The sequence below is a fragment of the Oricola sp. genome (genome assembly GCF_022763245.1).
In the GTDB taxonomy this organism is placed as follows: domain Bacteria; phylum Pseudomonadota; class Alphaproteobacteria; order Rhizobiales; family Rhizobiaceae; genus Oricola.
Genome location: NZ_JALEGV010000014.1, coordinates 31,348 through 51,326 on the forward strand (window position 1 = coordinate 31,348; position 19,979 = coordinate 51,326).

Genomic DNA, 19,979 nt, shown 5'->3' on the forward strand with positions numbered 1-19,979 from the left:
GCCGCGCAAAGGCAATATGGTGCGCGCGATTTCACGACACCGCTTACGACTGGAACCGAACCGACATGAGCGCCGCATACAAAGACGTCAAGAAGGTCGTCCTCGCCTATTCCGGCGGGCTCGACACCTCCATCATCCTGAAATGGCTGCAGACCGAACTCGGCGCCGAAGTGGTGACCTTCACGGCCGATCTGGGCCAGGGCGACGAACTGGAGCCCGCGCGCAAGAAGGCCGAGATGCTCGGCATCAAGGAAATCTACATCGAGGACGTGCGCGAGGAGTTCATCCGCGATTTCGTGTTTCCGATGTTCCGCGCCAATGCCGTCTATGAGGGCGTCTACCTGCTCGGCACTTCCATCGCCCGCCCGCTGATCTCCAAGCGGCTGGTCGAGATCGCCGAGGAGACCGGCGCCGACGCCATCGCGCACGGCGCGACCGGCAAGGGCAACGACCAGGTCCGCTTCGAATTGTCGGCCTATGCGCTCAATCCGGACATCAAGGTGATCGCGCCGTGGCGCGACTGGTCCTTCAAGTCGCGCACCGACCTGATCGAGTTCGCGCAGCTGCACCAGATCCCGGTGCCGAAGGACAAGCATGGCGAGGCGCCGTTCTCGGTCGACGCGAACATGCTGCACTCCTCCTCGGAGGGCAAGGTGCTCGAGGATCCGTGGGAAGAGGCGCCGGAATATGTCCACATGCGCACCGTCTCGCCGATGGATGCGCCGGACCAGGCGACCGAGGTCGAGATCGGCTTCAAGCGGGGCGACGCGGTCAGCCTGAACGGTCAGGAAATGTCGCCGGCGACGCTGTTCGCCGCGCTGAACGATCTCGGCCGCGACAACGGCATCGGTCGCATCGACCTGGTCGAGAACCGGTTTGTCGGCATGAAGTCGCGCGGCGTCTACGAGACGCCCGGCGGCACGATCCTGCTCGCCGCCCATCGGGCGATGGAGTCGATCACGCTCGACCGCGGCGCGGCGCATCTCAAGGACGAATTGATGCCGCGCTATGCGGAGCTCATCTATAACGGCTTCTGGTTCTCGCCCGAGCGCGAGATGCTGCAGGCCGCCATCGACCACAGCCAGAAGGACGTCGAGGGCAGCGTGCGACTGAAGCTCTACAAGGGCAACGTCATCACGACCGGCCGCCAGTCGCCGAAATCGCTCTATTCGGAGGAGCTCGTCACCTTCGAGGACGACCACGGCGCCTACGACCAGAAGGACGCGGCCGGGTTCATCCGCCTCAACGCGCTGCGCCTGCGCACCCTCGCCAAGCGCAACCGCCTGGGCTGAGGCCTTCTCACGCCGGAACCGGATCGATCGGCGTCGCTGTCATCCGCGGCCCGATCGTTCCGGTTGCCATGCGGTGGAATCAACGAGCCGCGGCCGGACGCCGGCGACGGCTCATCCGCGCGCCCCATCTTTCGATCGTGTGGTAACTGAGAAAGGCGGTCGGGATCAACGCGATGAAGGTGGCGAGGCCGCACAGCAGGAACGACGACATCACATTCGGCGCCCTGGCCTCGATCGCCTCGTAGACACCCGCTGACAAGAGCAGCGATATCAGCAGCGGATGCCAGAGATAGAGGCTGTAGGACGTTTCCCCCATGCCGATCGTCGCCCGGTTCACAGCAAGCCGGATCGGGTTCAATGCCATACCGAGCACGAAGGCACCCAGCACGACTGCTCGGACGATATCGAGAGCGGGCAATCCGTACCCTGCGAGGATTGCGTTGGCGAAGCGGACGAGCAGGACCGCTCCAATCAGGGAAGCGGCTATCGCCGCGATCCCAAGCACAGGTTCTTGCCTTCGCCCGGCTGCCGAGCGCCAAAGAAAGTAGCAAAACACGCCCGTGGCAAAGAAGTGGATGTTCGCCGCGAGCGCGTAATTCTCGAAGGCGACCATCTCGGGCGGCGCGCCGACGAAGGATTGGCGCCACATCGTCATGATGAAGCAGCTTATCAGCACGAACACAAATGCGCGGCCCGTGTTCGTCACCGCGAGCATGATCAGCGGAAATATCGCATAAAACAGCATCTCGACACCGATGGACCACGATGCCCAGACAAACCCGCTGACGTGACCGGGAATGATGTTGAATACGAAAAACAGGGATGAAGCGATCATCTCCGGTTCCGTTATCTTCCCGAACCGGATGTACAGGAAGACAAAATAGACCGCCATCATGACATAGAACAGCGGCGCGATCCTGAAGAAGCGGCGATGAAAGAAGAAGGACAGCTCGTCCCTGGATGACAGCTTGTCGCTGTAGCCGACGCAGAGCGCAAACGCGCTGACGATGTAGAACAGCGGCACGCCCGTTCCGAAATGCGCGGGTATGAACGAGAGCAGATCCGGCGTCTCGATCTGGGCGAGACCGATGACGTGGAACAGAACGATCATCGCTGCGGCATAGAATCGTGTGGCGACAAGCCCGGGCAGCTTTACTTGCTCGTTCATTCCGATCCCGTTCCCCAAGACGTTCGTGCCCGCAACGGACCGCATTTTCTTTGGAATCGCAAGTATCGCCCAGGTCCAGGCTGGGCTGGACTCTCCGGCCGCGCAGGAGGACGCAGTTCTTCGGTCCGGGCCTGGAGATGCTGTCACGCTGCCGAGTGACGGGCTGCTGCCAACGATGGCCCGCAAACGCGTTCTATCCCGCTTGCCGCATCCGAGGTCGGGTCTCAGCCGCGCGTGGTCGCCAAGCGCAACTGCCTGGGCTGAGCGTCACTCCGCCGGCGCCGGGCTGACCGGGGCAAGGTCGGCTTGCAGGGTGGCCTGCGTGTCGGCCTCGCGGCGCTCGGCGGTGTCGGCCGCGCGGCGATAGAGGAAGAAGGTTGCCGCCGAGATCACGCCCATGGCCGGGATCACGGTGGAAATCGCCATCACCGGGTCGGCGAAGAGCGCGCCGATCGTGCCGGCCGCAAGCCCCGCCCCCATCTGCATGAAGCCCGTGAGCGCGGCGGCCTGCCCGGCGATATGCGGGAACGGGCGCATGCCGGCCATCAGCATGAAGGGCATCATCAGCGCGACGCCGAAGGCGGTGATGGCGACGGGGACCATGATGGTGAGAAGCGACGCGCCGATGACATGCGGCGCGGTGGCGAGCGCGACGGCGCCGGCCACGATCAGCGTGAGGCCCGGCGCGACGAGCTGGCTCGGCTTCCACCAGCGCAGAAGCAGGCGCATGGTCAGCGATCCGCACATGAAGGTGCCGGACTGGAACAGCATCGAGAAGCCGTATTGGGTCGGCGTCAGGCCGACGGAATCGATCATCACGAAAGGCAGGATCGTCGCTTGCGCGTAGAAGGCGCCGACGCCGGCGGCGATGACGACGGACGCCGTCATGAATTCGGCGTTCACCAAGAGGTTGCGGTAGGCGCGGGCGATGTTGAGCGGCCGCAGACGGGTGATGTCGGGCGTGATCGTTTCCTTCAGCCCGAACACCGTCGTGCCGCCGACGACGAAGCCGAAGATCACCATCAGGACGAAGACGGCGTGCCAGCCGGCGATCTGGATCGTGACGCCGCCGAGAGCCGGCGCGAAGGCCGGCGCCGACGCCATGGCGATGGCGACGAGATTGAGGATCCGGGCGCCTCTTTCGCCGGGATACATGTCGCGCACGATCGCCCGCGAGACGGTGACGCCGATGGCGGCGCCGATCCCCTGCACCAGGCGGGCGGCGACCAGGATCTCGATGGTCGGCGCCAGCGCGGCGGCGATGCTTCCTAGGATGTAGACGCCGATGAACATGATGGTCGAACGGCGGCGGCCGAGCGCGTCGGCCAGCGGGCCGGCCGCAAGCTGCGAGAAGGCGAAGCCGGCGAAATAGGCCGTCAGCGTCATCTTGACCACGGCCTGGGTGGTGTCGAAGGCCTCGACCAGCATCGGCATGGCGGGCGTGTAGAGCGCCATGGAGAGCGGACCCACCGCGACGAGGATGGTCGATATCAGCGCCGTGCGGCCGACGCCCATGATCGGGGTGGACGTGCTCATGACGCCAGCGCCTCCTCCGGCTGCGGGGCAAGCAGCGCCTGGAGGTTGACATGGGCGTGCCGCAGGGCGGCCATCGTGGCGTCGCGCTCCTCCGGCGTGAGGCCGGCGAGGATGTCGGCCCGCATGGCGGCCGATTCGGCCTGCAGGGCGGCGATCAGCGGTTTGGCGGCCTCGGTCGCGTGCACCTGCTTGGCGCGGCGGTCGTCGGGATCGGCCTCGCGCGTGACGAGGCCGCGGGCCTCCAGCTTGTCGATATAGCCGCAGGCGGTCATCGGCTCGACGCCCATGCGTTCCGCGATCCGCGTCTGCCGGCCGCCTTCCAGCGCGACGATGTGCAGGAGCGCGCGCGCCTCGCCCGGCGTGATGCCGAGGCCCGCGGAGGTGATGCGGCGTTCCAGCAATGCGCGCGTCAGGCGGGCGACGTCGGAAACGAGGAAACCGAAGGTCTGTGGGTCGGCCAAGGGTCCGATCTTTCATAAGGCAGGTAGATAATAAGGCTTGCTTACTATATCGGTGCTTCCTGTCAAGGTTCGTTTTAGGCCGGCCGCCTGCTTGCGCCTCCATTTTCAGGCATCTACAGCTTCTGATACGGCAGCGGGGCAGGCGGAAACGACGTCTTGGCGAGTGAACGGAAACCGAAGACAGGCCCGGACGTTTCGGTGACGGCCGCCGAAGGCGCCGGCGCGAACCTGGCGTCGCTACGCACGCGCCAGCGCGCCTTGCTCGCCATCGTCGGCGTCGTCATGATCGCGACTGCCGCTTCGGCGACCTGGTTCTGGATCGCCCGCGAGCGCGATCCGGCCGTTCTGACCGTGGCGACGGGGCCGCGCGGCTCGGACGCCTACAATCTGATGCGCGAGGTCGCCGACGTCGTCGCCCGTCACTCCGAGACGGTGCGGCTCGACGTCAGGGCCGCGCGCGACGCCTCGCAGAACATCGCCGAACTCAACAGGCGCGACGTTGATGTCGCGGTCATCCGCGCCGATACGCCGGTCGTCGCCGACGTGCGGGTGATCGCGCGGCTCTATCCCGACCTGTTCCAGATCATCGTGCGCGGCGAGGCGCCGGCCTTCGAGGTCACGGATCTCGCCGGCGTGTCGGTTTCGATCCCGCAATTCGGCACCGACGCCTTCCGGTCCTTCTGGGTGCTGGGCGACCATTACGACCTGCCGATCGACCGTTTCAAATGGACGGCGGAACCGTTCGCGAAGGGCGCGGCGCGGCTGCTGGGCGGCGAGGTCGACGCGCTGTTCACGGTGCGCTCGCTGCGCGACGCCGATCTCGTCGGCCTGTTCGAGGAGGCGCAGCTGAAACGCATCGCGTTACGATACGTGCCGGTGCCGCAGGCCGAGGCGATCGCGCTGAAGCGGCCCTTCCTGACGGCGGCGGAAATCCCGCAGGGCGCGTTCACCGGGGCGACGCCGGTGCCGTCGCGCGACACGGCGACGGCGGCGGTGGAGAGGATCCTGGTCACGCGCGACGATGTCGATGCCGAAGCGGTCCGGGAACTGACGCGGATCCTGTTCGAACACCGGCTCGACCTGACGATCCGGTTTCCGCTGGCGTCCGCGATCAGCGCGCCGGATGTCGCGGCGGGGCTTTCGGTGCCGCTGCACGAGGGGGCGGAGCGGTTCTACGACCGCGACGCGCCGGGCTTCCTGCAGGAAAACGCCGAGCCGCTGGCCCTGCTCGTCACCGTGCTGACGCTGACCATTTCTGGGCTCTTGGCGCTGCGCTCGCGCTTCGTCTCCAACCAGAAGAACCGGGCCGACACCTACAATCACCAGCTCCTGGCGATCCGCCGGCAAGCCGAGGCGGCGGGCGATGCGGGCGACCTGCGCCGGCTGAAGCGCGAGCTCAACGCCGTGCTTGAGACGGTGGTTGTGGCGCTCGACACCGACGAGGTGACGGAGGAGGGCTTCCAGTCCTTCTCGCTCCTGTGGGACGCCGTGCGCGAGACGATCAACGACCGCATGGCGGAACTCGCGGCGCCGCAGGGGCAGACCACCTGGCATTGACGCGACCCGGGGCGATGGCCATCTTGGCAATCCCGCCCCGATGACCTAGCTGACAGTGAAACCGACCCGAACCGAGGTGTCTTCATGACCGCGACCCGCGCTGATTCCCCCCTGACCACCTGGACCGGACCTGAGGGCCTGCCCGATTTCGGCGCGATCGAGGACACCGATTTCGAGCCGACGATCCGCGCGGCGTTCGAGACGCATCTTTCCGAGATCGAGGCGATCGCCAACGACCCGGCGGCGCCGACCTTCGAGAACACGATCGAGGCGCTGGAAAAGGCGGGCGAGGACCTGTCGCGGGTTTCGGCGATCTTCTTCAATCGCGCCGGGTCGCACACCAACGACGTGATCCGCACGGTCGAGCGCACGGTGTCGCCGCTCTATGCGCGCCACCGCACGGCGATCGCCATGAACGGCACGCTGTTCCAGCGGGTCGACGCGCTGTGGGCGGCGCGCGACACGCTGGGGCTCACCACCGAACAGCTGCGCGTTCTGGAAAGGCGCTGGAAGGGCTTCGTGCGGTCCGGCGCGGCGCTTCAGGGCGACGACCAGACGCGGTTCGCCGAAATCACCGAACGGCTCGCCTCGCTCGGCACGCAATTCGGCCAGAACGTGCTCAAGGACGAATCCGACTGGATGCTGCTTCTGGACGACGAGGCCGATCTCGCCGGCCTGCCGGGCTGGCTGGTCGACGCGCTCGCCTCGGTCGCAGAAGAGCGTGGCCATGCCGGCAAGCACGCCGTGTCCCTCTCGCGCTCCATCGCGGACCCGTTCCTGACCTATTCGACGCGGCGGGACCTGCGCGAGAAGGTCTACACGGCCTGGCTGGCGCGCGGCGAGAACGGCGGCGAGACGGACAATAGCGACGTCATCGCCGAAACGCTGGCGCTGCGGCGCGAACAGGCCGCGCTGCTCGGCTATGCGACCTATGCCGCCTACAAGCTCGACGACACGATGGCCAAGACGCCGGACAATGTCAGCCATCTGCTGGAGACCGTCTGGGACAAGGCGGTCGCCCGCGCCAACGAGGAGGCCGAGGACATTGCCGGGCTGATCGCGGAGGAAGGCCACAACCATCCGCCGGCGAAATGGGACTGGCGGCACTACGCCGAGAAGATCCGCCAGCAGCGCTTCGATTTCTCCGACGACGACGTCAAGCCCTACATGCAGCTCGAAAAGATCATCCAGGCGTCCTTCGCGGTGGCGACGCGGCTCTTCGGCGTCACCTTCGAGGAGGTGAAGGGCGTGACGCTCTACCATCCCGACGCGCGGCTCTGGCAGGTGAAGAACCCGGACGGCTCGCACCGCGCGCTGTTCATCGGCGACTATTTCGCCCGCCCGTCGAAGCGCTCCGGCGCATGGATGAGCGCGCTGCAGATGCAGTCGCGGCTCCTCGACGAGACGCCGATCATCCTCAACACGATGAATTTCGCCAAGCCGCCGAAGGGCAAGCCCGCCTTCCTGTCCTTTGACGACGCGCGCACGCTGTTCCACGAATTCGGCCATGCGCTGCACGGGATGCTCTCGGAGGTGACCTATCCCTCCGTCTCGGGCACGTCCGTGAGCCGCGATTTCGTCGAACTGCCCTCGCAGCTCTACGAGCACTGGCTGACCGTGCCGGAGGTGCTCAACACCTATGCCGTGCATTTCGAGACCGGCGAGCCCATGCCGAAGACGCTGCTCGACAAGGTGCTGGCGGCGCAGACCTTCAATGCGGGCTTCGCGACGGTGGAATACACGGCCAGCGCGCTGGTCGACATGGCCTATCACGCCCGCGGCGACGCGCCGGCAAAGCCGCTCGAATTTGAGGCAAAGGTTCTGGAAGACATCAAGATCCCCGACGCGATCGCCATGCGGCACCGCTCGCCGCATTTCCAGCACATCTTCGCCGGCGACGGCTACGCGGCCGGCTACTATTCCTACATGTGGTCGGAGGTGATGGACGCCGACGCCTTCGCGGCCTTCGAGGAGACCGGCGATCCGTTCAATCCGGCGATCGCCGAGAAGCTGAAGACCCACATCTATTCGTCCGGCGGCACGGTCGATCCCGAAGACGCCTACAAGGCCTTTCGCGGCCGCCTGCCGACGCCGGACGCCATGCTGAAAGGGCGCGGCCTGGTCTGACGCCCATGCGACCGAGGTGACGACGGCCACCTCGGCGTCATCGGCGCGCTATTTCGTCTTTTCCAGATGGCCGCCGAAGGCGAAGCGCATCGCCGACAGCATCCGGTCGGCGAAGTCGGATTCGCCGCGCGAGGAAAAGCGCTGAAACAGGGCGGCCGAGAGCACCGGGACCGGCACGGAGGTGTCGATCGCCGCGTCGATGGTCCATCGGCCCTCGCCGGAATCCGACACGTGCCCGTCATAGCCGGCCAGCGCCGGATCGCGCTGCAGCGCCTCGGCCGTCAGGTCGAGCAGCCAGGACGAGACGACGCTGCCATGGCGCCAGACCTCGGCGATCTCGGCGACGTCGAGGTCGAAGCGGTACTGTTCGGGGTGTTCCAGGGGCGTGGTCTCGGCATCGACCGCGCGGTCCGTCGCGCCGGCATTGGCCGCTCTCAGCAGGTTCATGCCCTCCGCATAGGCCGCCATCATGCCGTATTCGATGCCGTTATGGACCATCTTGACGAAATGGCCGGCGCCGGGCGGGCCGCAATGCAGATAGCCGCGTTGGGCCGGCGTCTCGCCGTCGCCGCCGGGCGCGAGCGCGGCGAAGACCGGGTCCAGATGGCGCACGGCGTCCGTCTCGCCGCCGATCATCAGGCAATAGCCCCGCTCCAGCCCCCAGACGCCGCCGCTGGTGCCGACGTCGATGAAACGGATGCCGGAGGCCTCGAGCGTTCCGGCGATCTCGATGGCGCCGGTGTAGCGCGAATTGCCGCCGTCGATGATGATGTCGCCGGGCTGCATCAGCGCCGCGAGCTTTTCCACCGTCTCGCCGACCAGGGCCGCCGGCAGCATGATCCAGACCGCCCGCGGCGGCTGGAGCTGGGCGACGAGCGCCTCCAGGCTGTCGGCGCCGAGCGCGCCCTCTGCCGTCAGTGCCGCGACGGCCTCGGCGTGGATGTCGTGGACGACGCATTCATGGCCGGCGCGCATCAGCCTGCGCGCCATGTTGCCGCCCATCCGCCCAAGCCCGATCATTCCTATCCGCATCCCGTCCCGTCCTTGCTGATTGTGCCGATCCGTTCCAAATAGAGCCTAGGCGACGTCCTGTCAGTCAAGTGCTGCGGGCACGGATTGGCATTGCGGCGTCGCGACAAGCCGGGGTGAGCGCTATGCAATGGTCGTTTCCGATCGCCAGGGTCGCGGGCAGCGAGATCCGCATCCATCTGACATTCTTCCTGCTGCTGTTGTGGATCGGCATCGCCTATTTCCAGGAGGGCGGCGCGTCGGCGGCGGTGGAGGGCGTGGCGTTCATCATCGCGGTCTTTGCCTGCGTGGTGCTGCACGAACTCGGTCACGCCATCGCCGCGCGGCGCTACGGCATCAACACGCCGAAGATCACTTTGTTGCCGATCGGCGGCGTGGCGCAATTGGAGCGCATGCCGGAAAAGCCGATGGAAGAGGTGGTGGTCGCCATCGCCGGGCCGCTGGTGAATGTCGCGATCGCGGTGGTGCTGGTCCTGATCCTCGGCGCCTATCCCGACGTGACGGCGCTCTCCGAGATCGAGAACCCGTCCTTCGGCTTCCTGTCACGGCTCGCGGTGATCAACATCGCGCTGGTGCTGTTCAACCTGATCCCGGCCTTTCCGATGGATGGCGGGCGGGTGCTGCGGGCGCTGCTCGCGATGCGCTTCTCACGGGTGCGGGCGACCGAGATCGCCGCGACCGTGGGGCAGGTCATGTCCTTCGTCTTCGGCTTTCTCGGCCTCCTGACGGGCAATGTGCTGCTGATCTTCGTGGCGATCTTCGTCTATATCGCCGCGACGTCGGAGGCCCAGGCGACGACGTTCCAGGCGGTCGCCGCGCGGGTCCCGGTGCGTGAAGGCATGATCACCCATTACGATGCGCTCGGTCCGGCCTCGACGCTTGGCGACGCCGCCGACGCGCTGTTGCGGACGACGCAGCACGAGTTTCCGGTGATCGACGGCGGCGGCAATCTGCGCGGCGTCCTGACCCGCTCGGGCCTCGTCGCCGGCTTGCAGGAGCGCGGCCGCGACGCGCCGGTGCACGAGGTGATGACGCGCGACATTCCGACCGTCCTGGAAACGGCCATGCTGGACCTCGCCTTCAAGGCGCTGCAGGGCGGGCAGGCGCCGGCGGTCGGCGTGACGGACCGCCAGGGGCGGCTCGTCGGCTATGTGACGAGCGAGAATATCGGCGAATTGATGCTGGTCAGCGAGGCGGCTCAGCGCCGCTGAGGCATTACCGGTCGGGGTAGCATTTCAGCGGGATTTCCGGCCACTCGGCCTGCTCGCAACCCGCGATCGCCCGGCGTTCCCTGAACGAGGTGCTGACGGGTCCGGTCACCATCGGATCGACGCCATGGGGCGCGTCGGCGAAGGCGAGTTCGGTCTCCGTCGGCGCGGTGTCGACCGCGCCCGGATCGAATGCGCCGCCCACGATGGCCACCGCGGCGGACAGGACAAAGGCGTTCAGGATGTGCAGCAGTGACATGGATCGTTCTCCTGACGTGCAAAATGCGCCTAATCGGTTAACACTTCGTTAGGGAAAGGGTTCCACGAGGCGCGAAGCGAAAGACTCCCTTTCGCATCTGCGAAAAAGCCTGTATGAGCGCGGCAACGCAACGCCGGGCGAAACCACTCGCCTGCGCCTCCATTTCCGGATTTCGAACATGGCCCTCCGCAATATCGCGATCATCGCGCATGTCGACCATGGCAAAACCACGCTCGTCGACGAACTTCTGAAGCAATCCGGTGTCTACCGGGACAATGAGCGCGTTCAGGAACGCGCCATGGATTCCGGCGACATCGAAAAGGAACGCGGCATCACCATCCTCGCCAAGGCGACCTCGGTGGAATGGAAGGGCACGCGCATCAACATCGTCGACACGCCCGGCCACGCCGATTTCGGCGGCGAGGTGGAGCGTATCCTGTCGATGGTGGACGGCGCCATCGTGCTGGTGGATGCCGCCGAGGGGCCGATGCCGCAGACGAAATTCGTCGTCGGCAAGGCGCTGAAGGTCGGGCTTCGGCCGATCGTGGCGATCAACAAGATCGACCGTCCGGACGGGCGCGCCGACGAGGTGATCAACGAGGTCTTCGACCTGTTCGCCGCACTCGACGCGACCGACGAGCAGCTCGATTTCCCGATCCTCTACGGCTCCGGGCGCAATGGCTGGATGGCCGACACCCCGGACAAGCCGGCCGACGCTTCGCTCGAGCCGCTGTTCGATCTGGTCCTGAAGCATGTCCCCGAGCCGACCGTGGCCGAGGGGCCTTTCCGGATGATCGGCACCATCCTGGAGGCCAATCCGTTCCTCGGGCGCATCATCACCGGCCGGATCCAGTCCGGGTCCGTCAAGCCGAACCAGCCGGTGAAGGTTCTCAACGGCGAAGGCAAGCTCGTCGAGAACGGCCGTATCTCGAAGATCCTCGCTTTCCGCGGGCTGGAGCGGCAGCCGGTCGAAGAGGCGCAGGCGGGCGACATCGTCGCGATTGCCGGCCTGTCGAAGGGCACTGTCGCCGACACGTTCTGCGATCCGTCGGTCACCGAGGCGTTGCAAGCGCAGCCGATCGACCCGCCGACCGTGACGATGAGCTTCCTTGTCAACGATTCGCCGCTTGCCGGCACCGAAGGCGACAAGGTGACGAGCCGGGTCATCCGCGATCGCCTGCTCAAGGAAGCCGAGGGCAACGTAGCGCTGAAGATCGAAGAGGCGGAAGGCAAGGATTCCTTCTATGTCTCGGGCCGTGGCGAATTGCAGCTGGCCGTCCTGATCGAGACGATGCGCCGCGAGGGTTTCGAACTCGCCGTGTCGCGTCCGCGCGTCGTCATGCACAAGGACGAAAACGGCACGCTGATGGAGCCGATCGAGGAAGTCGTCATCGACGTCGATGAGGAACATTCCGGCGTCGTCGTGCAGAAGATGTCGGAGCGCAAGGCCGAGATGGCCGAGCTGCGCCCCTCCGGCGGCGATCGCGTTCGCCTGGTCTTCTACGCACCGACGCGCGGCCTGATCGGCTACCAGTCGGAGCTCCTGACCGATACGCGCGGCACCGCCGTGATGAACCGCCTGTTCCATGACTATCAGCCCTACAAGGGCGAGATCGGCGGACGCATCAATGGCGTGCTTCTGTCCAACCAGCCCGGCGAAGCCGTCGCCTACGCGATGTTCAACCTGGAGGATCGCGGTCCGATGATCATCGATCCGGGCGACAAGGTTTACCAGGGCATGATCATCGGCATTCACACCCGCGACAACGACCTCGAAGTGAACGTGCTGAAGGGCAAGCAGTTGACCAACATCCGTTCGGCCGGCAAGGACGAGGCCGTCAAGCTGACGCCGCCGATCAAGATGACGCTCGACCGCGCGCTGTCGTGGATTCAGGATGACGAGCTGGTGGAAGTGACGCCGAAGAACATTCGCCTTCGCAAGACGTATCTCGATCCGAACGACCGCAAGCGGTTCGAGAAGACCCGCGCGACGGCCTGATGGCCGAGCGCGAGATCGACCTGACGACCTGGCCGCGGGCGGAGGCGTTCCGGTTCTTCCGGACCTTCCAGCGGCCGCAATATTCGATCACGTCGCGGCTCGACGTCACCCGGCTGGTGACGGAGCTGAAGCCGGCCGGGGTGTCCGCCTATCGCGCCTGCATCTATGCGATCGGCGTCGGCATCCACGCCGTGCCGGAACTGAGGACGCGGTTTCGCGGCGATACGGTCGTCGAACATGACCGGGTGGCGCTGTCGATGACCGTGCCGCTCGCAAATGGCGGCTTCACCTATGGCTATGTGCCCTTCGATCCGGACTGGCGCGTCTTCGACCCGTCATGCGCGGCGGAGATCGCCCAAGCGGCCGAACGCGGCGACCTCGGCGCCAATGAGGGCTTTCGCGACGACGTCGCCTATCTGTCCTGTCTGCCGTGGCTGGATTTCACCAATCTGACCAACGCGATGCCCGGACCCGACGACTGCATTCCGCGCGTGTCGTGGGGCAAGTTCACCGAGGACGGCTGGGGCCGCCATTCGGTGGCGATGACGATCGAGGCGCATCACGCGCTGGTCGACGGGCGCCATCTCGGCCTCTATTTCGAGGCCGCGCAGGAGGCGGTGAACGCCATTTCCGCTCTCTAGGCTTGCCCTCGGGCATCGTCGGGCCTACTGAGCGCTGCCTGTCCACGGAAGAACCGCGCCGTGCTGCCCTCACTCGCCATCATTCTCCGCGATCCGCTCCTGCGACTGGTGACGCTCGCGCTGTTTCTGACCGGCGTCGCCATCTCCTCGGTCATGCCCTACGCGTCGCTGATCGCGGTGCAGCGGCTCGGCCTTTCCGACGGGGCCTATTCGATCATCCTGATGGTGTCGTCGTCCGTGATGGTGACCGTTTCGGTGGTGGCGGGCATCGTCACCGACCAGCGCGCCAACCGGCGGCAGATGCTGGTGGCGAGCTTCGCCGTTGCGGCGGCCGGCTACGCGCTCGTCTTCTTCACCCGTTCGCCGGTGGCGTTCGTCGTCGCCCACACCGCCCTGCTGCCCTTCGGCTTCAGCGTCTTCAGCCAGTTGTTCGCGCTGGCGCGGATGGCCGGCAAGGCGCGTGGCGGGGCGCATGCCGACGCGATCTTCGCGGTCACCCGCTCCTCCTTCGCGCTCGCCTTCGTGATCACGCCGCCATTGTGGTCGCTGGCGCTTGCCTCCGGCGTCGGTCTGATCAGCGTCTATGTGTCTGCCGGGACCGCGGCGCTCGTCTGTTTCTGCCTCTTCGCCTTCGCGTGGCCCTCCGGTCCGGGCCGGCAACTGGAGGATCCGAAATCGGGCCTTGCCTTTGCGGCCGCGTTTCGTGAGCTGGCGCGGCCGGCCATCGTCGCGCGGATCGGCGCGGTCGGGCTGATCACGGGTTCCAACCAGCTCTACATGGCCGTTTTCGGCCTGCTGATCGTCAAGGGCATCGGCGGTGAGACGCCGGATGTCGGCCGGTTCCACGGGGCGATCGCGTTGCTGGAAATCCCGTCGATGCTGCTCTGCGGTCTGGCGCTCAGGCGCGTCTCGAAGTCCGGGCTGATCGCCACCGGTGGCGCGATCTATGCGGGCTTCATGTTCCTGTTTGCGTCGATGAGCTCGATGGCCGTGACCTATCTGCTGGTCGTGCCGGCGGCGATCGGGGCGGGGATCATCCTGTCGATCTCGATCAGCTATCTGCAGGACCTGGTCTCGGCGCGGCCGGGGGCGGGCGGGTCGCTGACGGCGGTGTCGAACTTCTTCGGCCAGATGGTGGCCGCGGCGACCTTCGCGGTCGGGACCACGGTGACGTCCTATGCGGGGACGGCGGCTCTGGGCGGGATGCTGGCGCTTGCCGGTGTCGCTGCGCTGCTGGCGATGGACGGCTGGCGCCGGGCGGAACCGGCGGCGGCATAGGAGCGGCCGCCCGCGCGAGGCGGACGGCCGGGAGAATTTCGGCTCAGAGCGAAGGCAGGTCGGGGAGTTCCTGGCCCAGCCACTTCTCGGAGAGGCCGTTCAGTTCACCGCCGAGCTTCTTGTGCAGGATGAACACGTTCACCCACTGCAGAAGGTCGAAATTGCCCTTCTTCACGCCGATGAAGGCGGGCGATTCCTTGATGATGAACTTGGTGACGACGTCGAGGTCGGGATTGTCGGCGGCAAGCTGTGCCGCGACCGTGTTGCCGGTGACGATGACGTCGGTCTGGCCGGAGACGAAGGCCGCCAGGTTGGCCGCATTGTCGCCGAAGCGGATGATTTCCATGCCCTCGGGGCCCTTCTCGGTCAGCTCCAGATCCTCCAGCGTGCCGCCGGTGACGCCGACCTTGAAGCCGTCGAGGCTGTCGATGGAGGTAATCTCCTTGTCGGACGACGCGAAGGCGCCGGAGAAGAACGGGGCGTAGGCGCTGGAGAACCAGATCGACTTCGCGCGTTCCGGATTGGCGCCCATCGACGAGATGATGAGATCGACCCGATCCGTCTCCAGGAACGGGATGCGCTGCTTGGACGTGACGGGAACGAGTTCGATCTCGACGCCGAGGTCGGTGGCGATCAGGTTGGCGACATCGACATCATAGCCGACATAGTCGCCTTCCGCGCCGAGCGAGCCGAAGGGCGGGAAGTTTTCCGGGATGCCGATCTTGATCGTGCCGGCTTCCAGGATGTCCGACAGCTCGGCCTTCGCCGGGGCGGCCAGCACCAGCGCCGGCAGCATCGCGACCGTGATCGTCTTCAGCAATTTCTTCAACATGCGGTTTCCTTTCACTTCGAAGTTGAACGTCTTTCCGGTTGGAATTCTGCCGTCAGGCGGTCCGGGCGGTGGCCTTGCCGCGCGTGGCGGCCAGGTTTCGCTCCAGGTGGCGGGCGTAGAGGGAGAGCGGGTAGCAAAGGGCGAAATAGATCAGCGCCATCAGCGGGAAGATGACGAAGGGCTCGGTGCCGTGCACCGGGGCGTTCGCCCAGCGCTTGCCGATGGTCATCAGGTCGTGGAAGCCGATGATGTAGGCGAGCGAGGTGCCCTTGATGATCTGGACCATGAAGCCGACCGTCGGCGCCAGCGCGAAGCGCACGGCCTGCGGCACGATGACCAGCCGCAGCACGGGCACGAAACGCAGCCCGAGCGCGGCGGCGCCTTCCCATTGGCCGCGCGGGATGCTCTCGATCGCGCCGCGCCAGACGTCGGCCAGATAGGCGCTGGTGTAGAGAGTCAGCGCGCAGGAGGCCGCGACCCAGGGGTTGACGTCCATACCGGTCAGGCGCGGCGCGCCGAGGCCGAGGAGGAACAGCAGCATCAGCAGCGGAACGGATTGGAAGGTCCAGGTGTAGGCCGCGCCTGCGCGCCGCGCGTGCTTCGACGGCGACACCCGCAGCATGGTGACGACGAGCGCCACCAGTCCGCCGCCGAGGAAGGCGATCAGGGCGAGGTAGATCGTATATTGGGTGGCGTCGATCAGCTGGAACAGGACGATGCCGAAGGGCTTGCCGAACATATCGACGAACAGGTCCTTCATGCCGTCGCCCTCCAGCGGAAAAACACCCGGTAGAGGAGGCCGAGCAGCGCCTTGAAGGCGAAAGCCGTCAGCAGGTAGATGACCGTCAGGACGATGAAGACCTCGAAGGAGCGGAAGGTCCGGCTGTCGATGAAGAGGCCGGCATAAGTGAGGTCGCGCACGCCGATCTCGGAGATGATCCCGGTCGTCAGGAACAGGAAGATGAACTGGCTGTTGAGCGAGGCGTACATCTTGCCGATCGCCTGCGGCAGGACGATCTTGCGAAAGATCAGCCATTTGCGGACGCCGAGCGCGGTCGCCGCCTCGACCTGGCCGTCCGGCACGGAGGCGTAGCCGGCGCGCAGGATCTCGGCGAAATAGGCGGAGAAGTTGATCGTCAGCGCGAGCAGGGCATGGGCGGTGAAGCTCCACTTGTAGCCGAGCAGCAGCGGCAGGCCGAAGGCCACGAAGAAGAGCTGCACGATCAGCGGCGTGTTGCGGATGAACTCGACATAGGCCGTCGACACCTGCGCCAGGACCGGAATGCGGAAATAGCGCGACGCCGACAGCGCGATGGCGAAGAGAAGGCCGGCGAGGCCGGCGCCTGCCGCCAAGAGCGCGCTGCGCGCCGTGCCCTCGATCAGCAGGTTGATGTAATCGACATTGCGGTAGATTTCGAAGAAGCGGAATTCCATGCCGAATGGCGACGCAGGTTTCGTGCCAAGTGACATTATGTCGCAATACGCCGCGGGACGGCGCGGCGATTAAGCGAATTCGCTGACGGGGACGGTCAAAATTTGGGCAGGCGGCGGCAGGTCAGGCGTCGCCGGCGGGCTCTTCCACGGAATGCCGCGCGATCAGCGGCATCTGCGCCATGGTGAAGACGATCGCCAGCGGGGTGAAGCCCCAGACCTTGAAGGCGACCCAGAAATCGGTCGAGAAATTGCGCCAGATGACCTCGTTCACCACGGCCATGGCGAGGAAATAGAGGCCCCAGCGCAGGGTCAGCTTGTTCCAACCTTCCTCGTCGATCCTGAAGGCGGAATCGAAGACGTAGCGCAGCAGCGACGTCCGGAAGAAGAACAGCCCGCCGAGCAGGAGGGCGCCGAACATCGTGTTGATGATGGTCGGCTTCAGCTTGATGAACAACTCGTCCTGCAGCCACAGCGTCAGCCCGCCGAAGACGACGACGACCACGCCGGAGACCAGCGGCATGATCGGCAGGGTGCGGGTGAGCGCCCAGGAAACGGCGAGCGCCAGCACCGTGGCGGCCATGAACAGCGCCGTGGCGATGAAGATCGGCCCGCCGATCTCGGCCAGCGCCGGGAAGCGCGCCGCCAGCCACTCGCCGCGCGAATTGCCGAAGAAGAAGACGACCAGAGGTCCGAGCTCGAGCGCGAGCTTCAGGCCGGGATTGATCTTCTGGCGTTCGGGATCGGAAGGATCGCGTTCGAAAACGGGTTTCGACATGGTGGGTCCGCGCTGAGGTTTGATGCCGTCGGCTCTCACCTAGGTGATCCCGCCCCGCAATGCCAGTGCGAAGGCGGCGACTGCCTTCCCCATATCCATGTTGCAGTGCAGCAATTTCCGTGCGATGATGAAAATGTGATCATGTGATTTGCATGCCTATTTGACAGGCATGCTACTTTAGTCGCATGATCATGTTCCGGGAGGAAGAGGGCCGCCTAGCGAAGCCCGCCTCCCGCACGCTTCGCCACCAGAAAAGGAGCGTGCAATGCCCCGATCGACTTCAGCGTTTTTTGCAGCGGCACTGTGTGTGTCGGCCGCCGCGCCCGCGTTGGCCTGCGAGTTCGTCTCCGACGAAATCGAGGGGCGGGCGATCACCGAGACCCTGGCCAGCGTGAAGGACGGGCTGGTGCCCGGCGCGCTGCGCTGCGGGACCGAGGAGCATCCGGCCTATGTCTGGACGCTGGGCGTCGACGGCGACCAGCCGAGCCTCGGCATCCGCGACGACAAATTGTTCGAGACGCGCCACACCGGGCCGCTGAGCCCGCTGCTTGCGGCGAAGGTCGAGGACCATGTGCGCATGACGGTGTTCGAACGCAGCGAGACGGTGAAGATCGCGCGGGCGCCGCTCACCGACGACCGTTTCAGCTTCCGGCGGTTCTTCACCTTCTGCGACGCGGACGGTTCGGCCGATCCGCTCGACTGCTCGGTCGGAAGCGTGCGCATCAAGGGCCGCCGCACGGCGCTCGACACCAACCGGGACGGCTTTCTCGACATGTCGGACCACGAGATCAGCTATTATGACGGCGCGTCGAAACTGCACGTGATCGGCTTCTCCACGCCCTATTCCGACAGTTTGACCGCCGATGCGGGTCTGTGGATCGAAGCGATCAACGCCGTCAGCGACGCGCTGAAGCCGCGCGAAATCGCGCTCGCGGACTGATCAGGCGCCGACGCCGGCAATGGCGTCGGCGAAGTCCTTCGCGCGGAACGGTTCCAGATCGTCGACGGCCTCGCCGACGCCGATGAAATAGACCGGCAGCTTGTATCGGGCGGAGATGGCGACGAGGATGCCGCCACGCGCCGTGCCGTCGAGCTTGGTCATCACCAGGCCGTTGACGCCGGCGACGTTGCGGAAGATTTCCACCTGGCTGAGCGCGTTCTGGCCGGTCGTCGCGTCCAGCGTCTGCAGCACGGTGTGCGGGGCGTCGGGATCGTGCTTCTGCAGGACCCGGACGATCTTGGCCAGCTCGTCCATCAGTTCCGCCTTGTTCTGCAACCGGCCGGCCGTGTCGATGATGACGACGTCGGAGCCGTTGTCGCGGGCGGCCTTGTAGGCGTCGAAGGCGAGGCCTGCCGCGTCCGCGCCGAGCTTGGTGCCGACGAAGGTCGAGCCGGTGCGGTCGGCCCAGATCTTCAATTGCTCGATCGCGGCGGCGCGGAACGTGTCGCCCGCGCCGAGCGTGACGCTCAGCCCGGCGTCGCGCAGCTTGGCGGCGAGCTTGCCGATGGTCGTTGTCTTGCCGGTGCCGTTGACGCCGACGACGAGGATGACATGCGGCTTGACGGAGAGATCGAGCTCCAGCGGCCGCGCCACCGGGTCGAGCACCTTGGCGACCTCCTCGGCCATGACGGCGCGCACCTCTTCGCCGGAGACCTCGCGGCCGTAGCGGCCGGACGCCAGCGTGTCGGTGATGCGCATGGCGGTTTCGACGCCGAGATCGGCCTGCAGCAGGATGTCTTCCAGTTCCTCCAGCGTGTCGTCGTCGAGTTTGCGCTTGGTGAAGACGCCGGCGATGTTGTCGGAGAGCTGCCGTGACGAGCGCGACAGGCCGGAGGTGAGCCGCGAGATCCAGTTGCGGCGCTCAGGCTCGGCCGGCGCGGGCGCCTGTTCGACGGGACGGGCCTCGCCGATCACCACCTTGCCGCGCGCCTCGGCGGGGCTGCCGGCGTCAGAATCGAATTCCGCCGGGAAATTGCCCGGCGGAACCTCTGTAGGCGTGTAGGACGGAACCTCCGACGGTCCCGTGGGCACCTCGTTCGGCGGCTCAGGGACGGGTTCGTGCACCGGCGGCACCTCGGGCGGCGCGGAGGGCGGGATGTCCGGCGTCTCGGCCGGCTCCGGCGTTTCCGGGCCGGGCGGCAATTCCTGCGGCGCTTCCTCCGGGCCCGGCTCGTCTGCCGGCGGGGCCTCCTCGGGCGCGGCCGGGGCGGGTTCCTCGGAAGGTTGCGGCGGCTGAGGCTGTTCGGGCGGCGGTGGCGGGATGTCCGGCTCGCCGCTTGCGGCGATGGGGGTTTCGGCCTCTTCGGCCGGCTGTTCCTCCACGGCCTTGTTGCCGAAGGAGAAGATCTTTTTGACAAATCCGAGAGCCATGGCGCGGACTAT

The 19,979-nt window shown here is 66.2% G+C and carries 18 protein-coding genes; 8 read left to right on the forward strand and 10 right to left on the reverse strand.

Annotated features, from left to right (window positions below; translation table 11 throughout):
* Positions 1 to 65 precede the first annotated feature (65 nt).
* Positions 66 to 1,292 (forward strand): argininosuccinate synthase, encoded by a 1,227-nt coding sequence (locus MRY80_RS07915; RefSeq protein WP_293289781.1) that lies wholly within the window; start codon positions 66 to 68, stop codon positions 1,290 to 1,292.
* 79 nt (positions 1,293 to 1,371) lie between these two features.
* On the opposite strand, the gene MRY80_RS07920 is transcribed toward MRY80_RS07915, so the two are convergent.
* The 3 genes from MRY80_RS07920 to MRY80_RS07930 form a co-directional block, all read right to left on the reverse strand.
* Positions 1,372 to 2,505 carry an acyltransferase gene (locus MRY80_RS07920; protein ID WP_293289783.1) on the reverse strand — a complete coding sequence of 378 codons (1,134 nt, stop codon included), beginning with the start codon at positions 2,503 to 2,505 and terminating at the stop codon, positions 1,372 to 1,374.
* Positions 2,506 to 2,727: 222 nt separating this feature from the next.
* Complete coding sequence (locus MRY80_RS07925; RefSeq protein WP_293289785.1) at positions 2,728 to 3,996, reverse strand: multidrug effflux MFS transporter; 1,269 nt, start codon at positions 3,994 to 3,996, stop codon at positions 2,728 to 2,730.
* Positions 3,993 to 4,457 (reverse strand): MarR family transcriptional regulator, encoded by a 465-nt coding sequence (locus MRY80_RS07930; RefSeq protein WP_293289787.1) that lies wholly within the window; start codon positions 4,455 to 4,457, stop codon positions 3,993 to 3,995. The genes MRY80_RS07925 and MRY80_RS07930 overlap by 4 nt, the downstream gene beginning before the upstream one ends.
* Positions 4,458 to 4,613: 156 nt before the next feature.
* Here MRY80_RS07930 and MRY80_RS07935 point away from each other — a divergent pair, with 156 nt between their 5' ends.
* Both MRY80_RS07935 and MRY80_RS07940 read left to right on the forward strand, forming a co-directional pair.
* The gene (locus MRY80_RS07935; RefSeq protein ID WP_293289788.1) at positions 4,614 to 6,014 is read left to right on the forward strand and encodes a TAXI family TRAP transporter solute-binding subunit; all 1,401 of its coding nucleotides are present in this window, start codon (positions 4,614 to 4,616) and stop codon (positions 6,012 to 6,014) included.
* Positions 6,015 to 6,098: 84 nt separating this feature from the next.
* Complete coding sequence (locus MRY80_RS07940; protein ID WP_293289790.1) at positions 6,099 to 8,141, forward strand: M3 family metallopeptidase; 2,043 nt, start codon at positions 6,099 to 6,101, stop codon at positions 8,139 to 8,141.
* A gap of 48 nt (positions 8,142 to 8,189) precedes the next feature.
* Here MRY80_RS07940 and gnd read toward each other — a convergent pair whose 3' ends face one another.
* Positions 8,190 to 9,173: a phosphogluconate dehydrogenase (NAD(+)-dependent, decarboxylating) gene (gene gnd, locus MRY80_RS07945; RefSeq protein WP_293289792.1), complete on the reverse strand. Its 984-nt coding sequence runs from the start codon at positions 9,171 to 9,173 to the stop codon at positions 8,190 to 8,192.
* A gap of 122 nt (positions 9,174 to 9,295) precedes the next feature.
* On the opposite strand from gnd, the gene MRY80_RS07950 reads away from it, so the two are divergent.
* The gene (locus MRY80_RS07950; protein ID WP_293289794.1) at positions 9,296 to 10,381 is read left to right on the forward strand and encodes a site-2 protease family protein; all 1,086 of its coding nucleotides are present in this window, start codon (positions 9,296 to 9,298) and stop codon (positions 10,379 to 10,381) included.
* 4 nt (positions 10,382 to 10,385) lie between these two features.
* On the opposite strand, the gene MRY80_RS07955 is transcribed toward MRY80_RS07950, so the two are convergent.
* A complete protein-coding gene (locus MRY80_RS07955) occupies positions 10,386 to 10,637 on the reverse strand; it encodes a hypothetical protein (protein WP_293289796.1) in 252 nt (83 codons plus the stop codon).
* Positions 10,638 to 10,815: 178 nt separating this feature from the next.
* Between MRY80_RS07955 and typA the strand changes: the two genes are divergently transcribed.
* Genes typA through MRY80_RS07970 form a run of 3 tightly spaced genes read left to right on the forward strand, consistent with a single transcriptional unit; the run spans position 10,816 to position 14,555 of the window.
* Positions 10,816 to 12,636, forward strand: a complete 1,821-nt coding sequence (gene typA, locus MRY80_RS07960; protein WP_293289798.1) for a translational GTPase TypA — start codon at positions 10,816 to 10,818, stop codon at positions 12,634 to 12,636.
* Entirely contained in the window at positions 12,636 to 13,277 is a 642-nt protein-coding gene (locus tag MRY80_RS07965; protein ID WP_293289800.1) for a chloramphenicol acetyltransferase, read from the forward strand. The genes typA and MRY80_RS07965 overlap by 1 nt, the downstream gene beginning before the upstream one ends.
* 60 nt (positions 13,278 to 13,337) lie before the next feature.
* Positions 13,338 to 14,555, forward strand: a complete 1,218-nt coding sequence (locus tag MRY80_RS07970; RefSeq protein ID WP_293289802.1) for an MFS transporter — start codon at positions 13,338 to 13,340, stop codon at positions 14,553 to 14,555.
* A gap of 43 nt (positions 14,556 to 14,598) precedes the next feature.
* Here the strand turns inward: MRY80_RS07970 and MRY80_RS07975 are convergent, their stop codons facing one another.
* The 4 genes from MRY80_RS07975 to MRY80_RS07990 all read right to left on the reverse strand — a co-directional run bounded on the left by MRY80_RS07975 (position 14,599) and on the right by MRY80_RS07990 (position 17,596).
* On the reverse strand, positions 14,599 to 15,387 hold the full coding sequence (locus MRY80_RS07975; protein ID WP_293289804.1) for a transporter substrate-binding domain-containing protein: 789 nt from the start codon (positions 15,385 to 15,387) through the stop codon (positions 14,599 to 14,601).
* 52 nt (positions 15,388 to 15,439) lie between these two features.
* A complete protein-coding gene (locus tag MRY80_RS07980; protein WP_346433392.1) occupies positions 15,440 to 16,126 on the reverse strand; it encodes an amino acid ABC transporter permease in 687 nt (228 codons plus the stop codon).
* Between the two features lie 17 nt (positions 16,127 to 16,143).
* Positions 16,144 to 16,821: an amino acid ABC transporter permease gene (locus MRY80_RS07985; protein ID WP_293289808.1), complete on the reverse strand. Its 678-nt coding sequence runs from the start codon at positions 16,819 to 16,821 to the stop codon at positions 16,144 to 16,146.
* Positions 16,822 to 16,942: 121 nt separating this feature from the next.
* Positions 16,943 to 17,596 carry a septation protein A gene (locus MRY80_RS07990; protein WP_293289809.1) on the reverse strand — a complete coding sequence of 218 codons (654 nt, stop codon included), beginning with the start codon at positions 17,594 to 17,596 and terminating at the stop codon, positions 16,943 to 16,945.
* A gap of 265 nt (positions 17,597 to 17,861) precedes the next feature.
* Here MRY80_RS07990 and MRY80_RS07995 point away from each other — a divergent pair, with 265 nt between their 5' ends.
* Positions 17,862 to 18,536 carry a hypothetical protein gene (locus MRY80_RS07995; RefSeq protein WP_293289810.1) on the forward strand — a complete coding sequence of 225 codons (675 nt, stop codon included), beginning with the start codon at positions 17,862 to 17,864 and terminating at the stop codon, positions 18,534 to 18,536.
* Here the strand turns inward: MRY80_RS07995 and ftsY are convergent, their stop codons facing one another.
* Positions 18,537 to 19,967 carry a signal recognition particle-docking protein FtsY gene (gene ftsY / locus MRY80_RS08000; protein WP_293289812.1) on the reverse strand — a complete coding sequence of 477 codons (1,431 nt, stop codon included), beginning with the start codon at positions 19,965 to 19,967 and terminating at the stop codon, positions 18,537 to 18,539. It lies immediately after the preceding gene.
* Positions 19,968 to 19,979 lie beyond the last annotated feature (12 nt).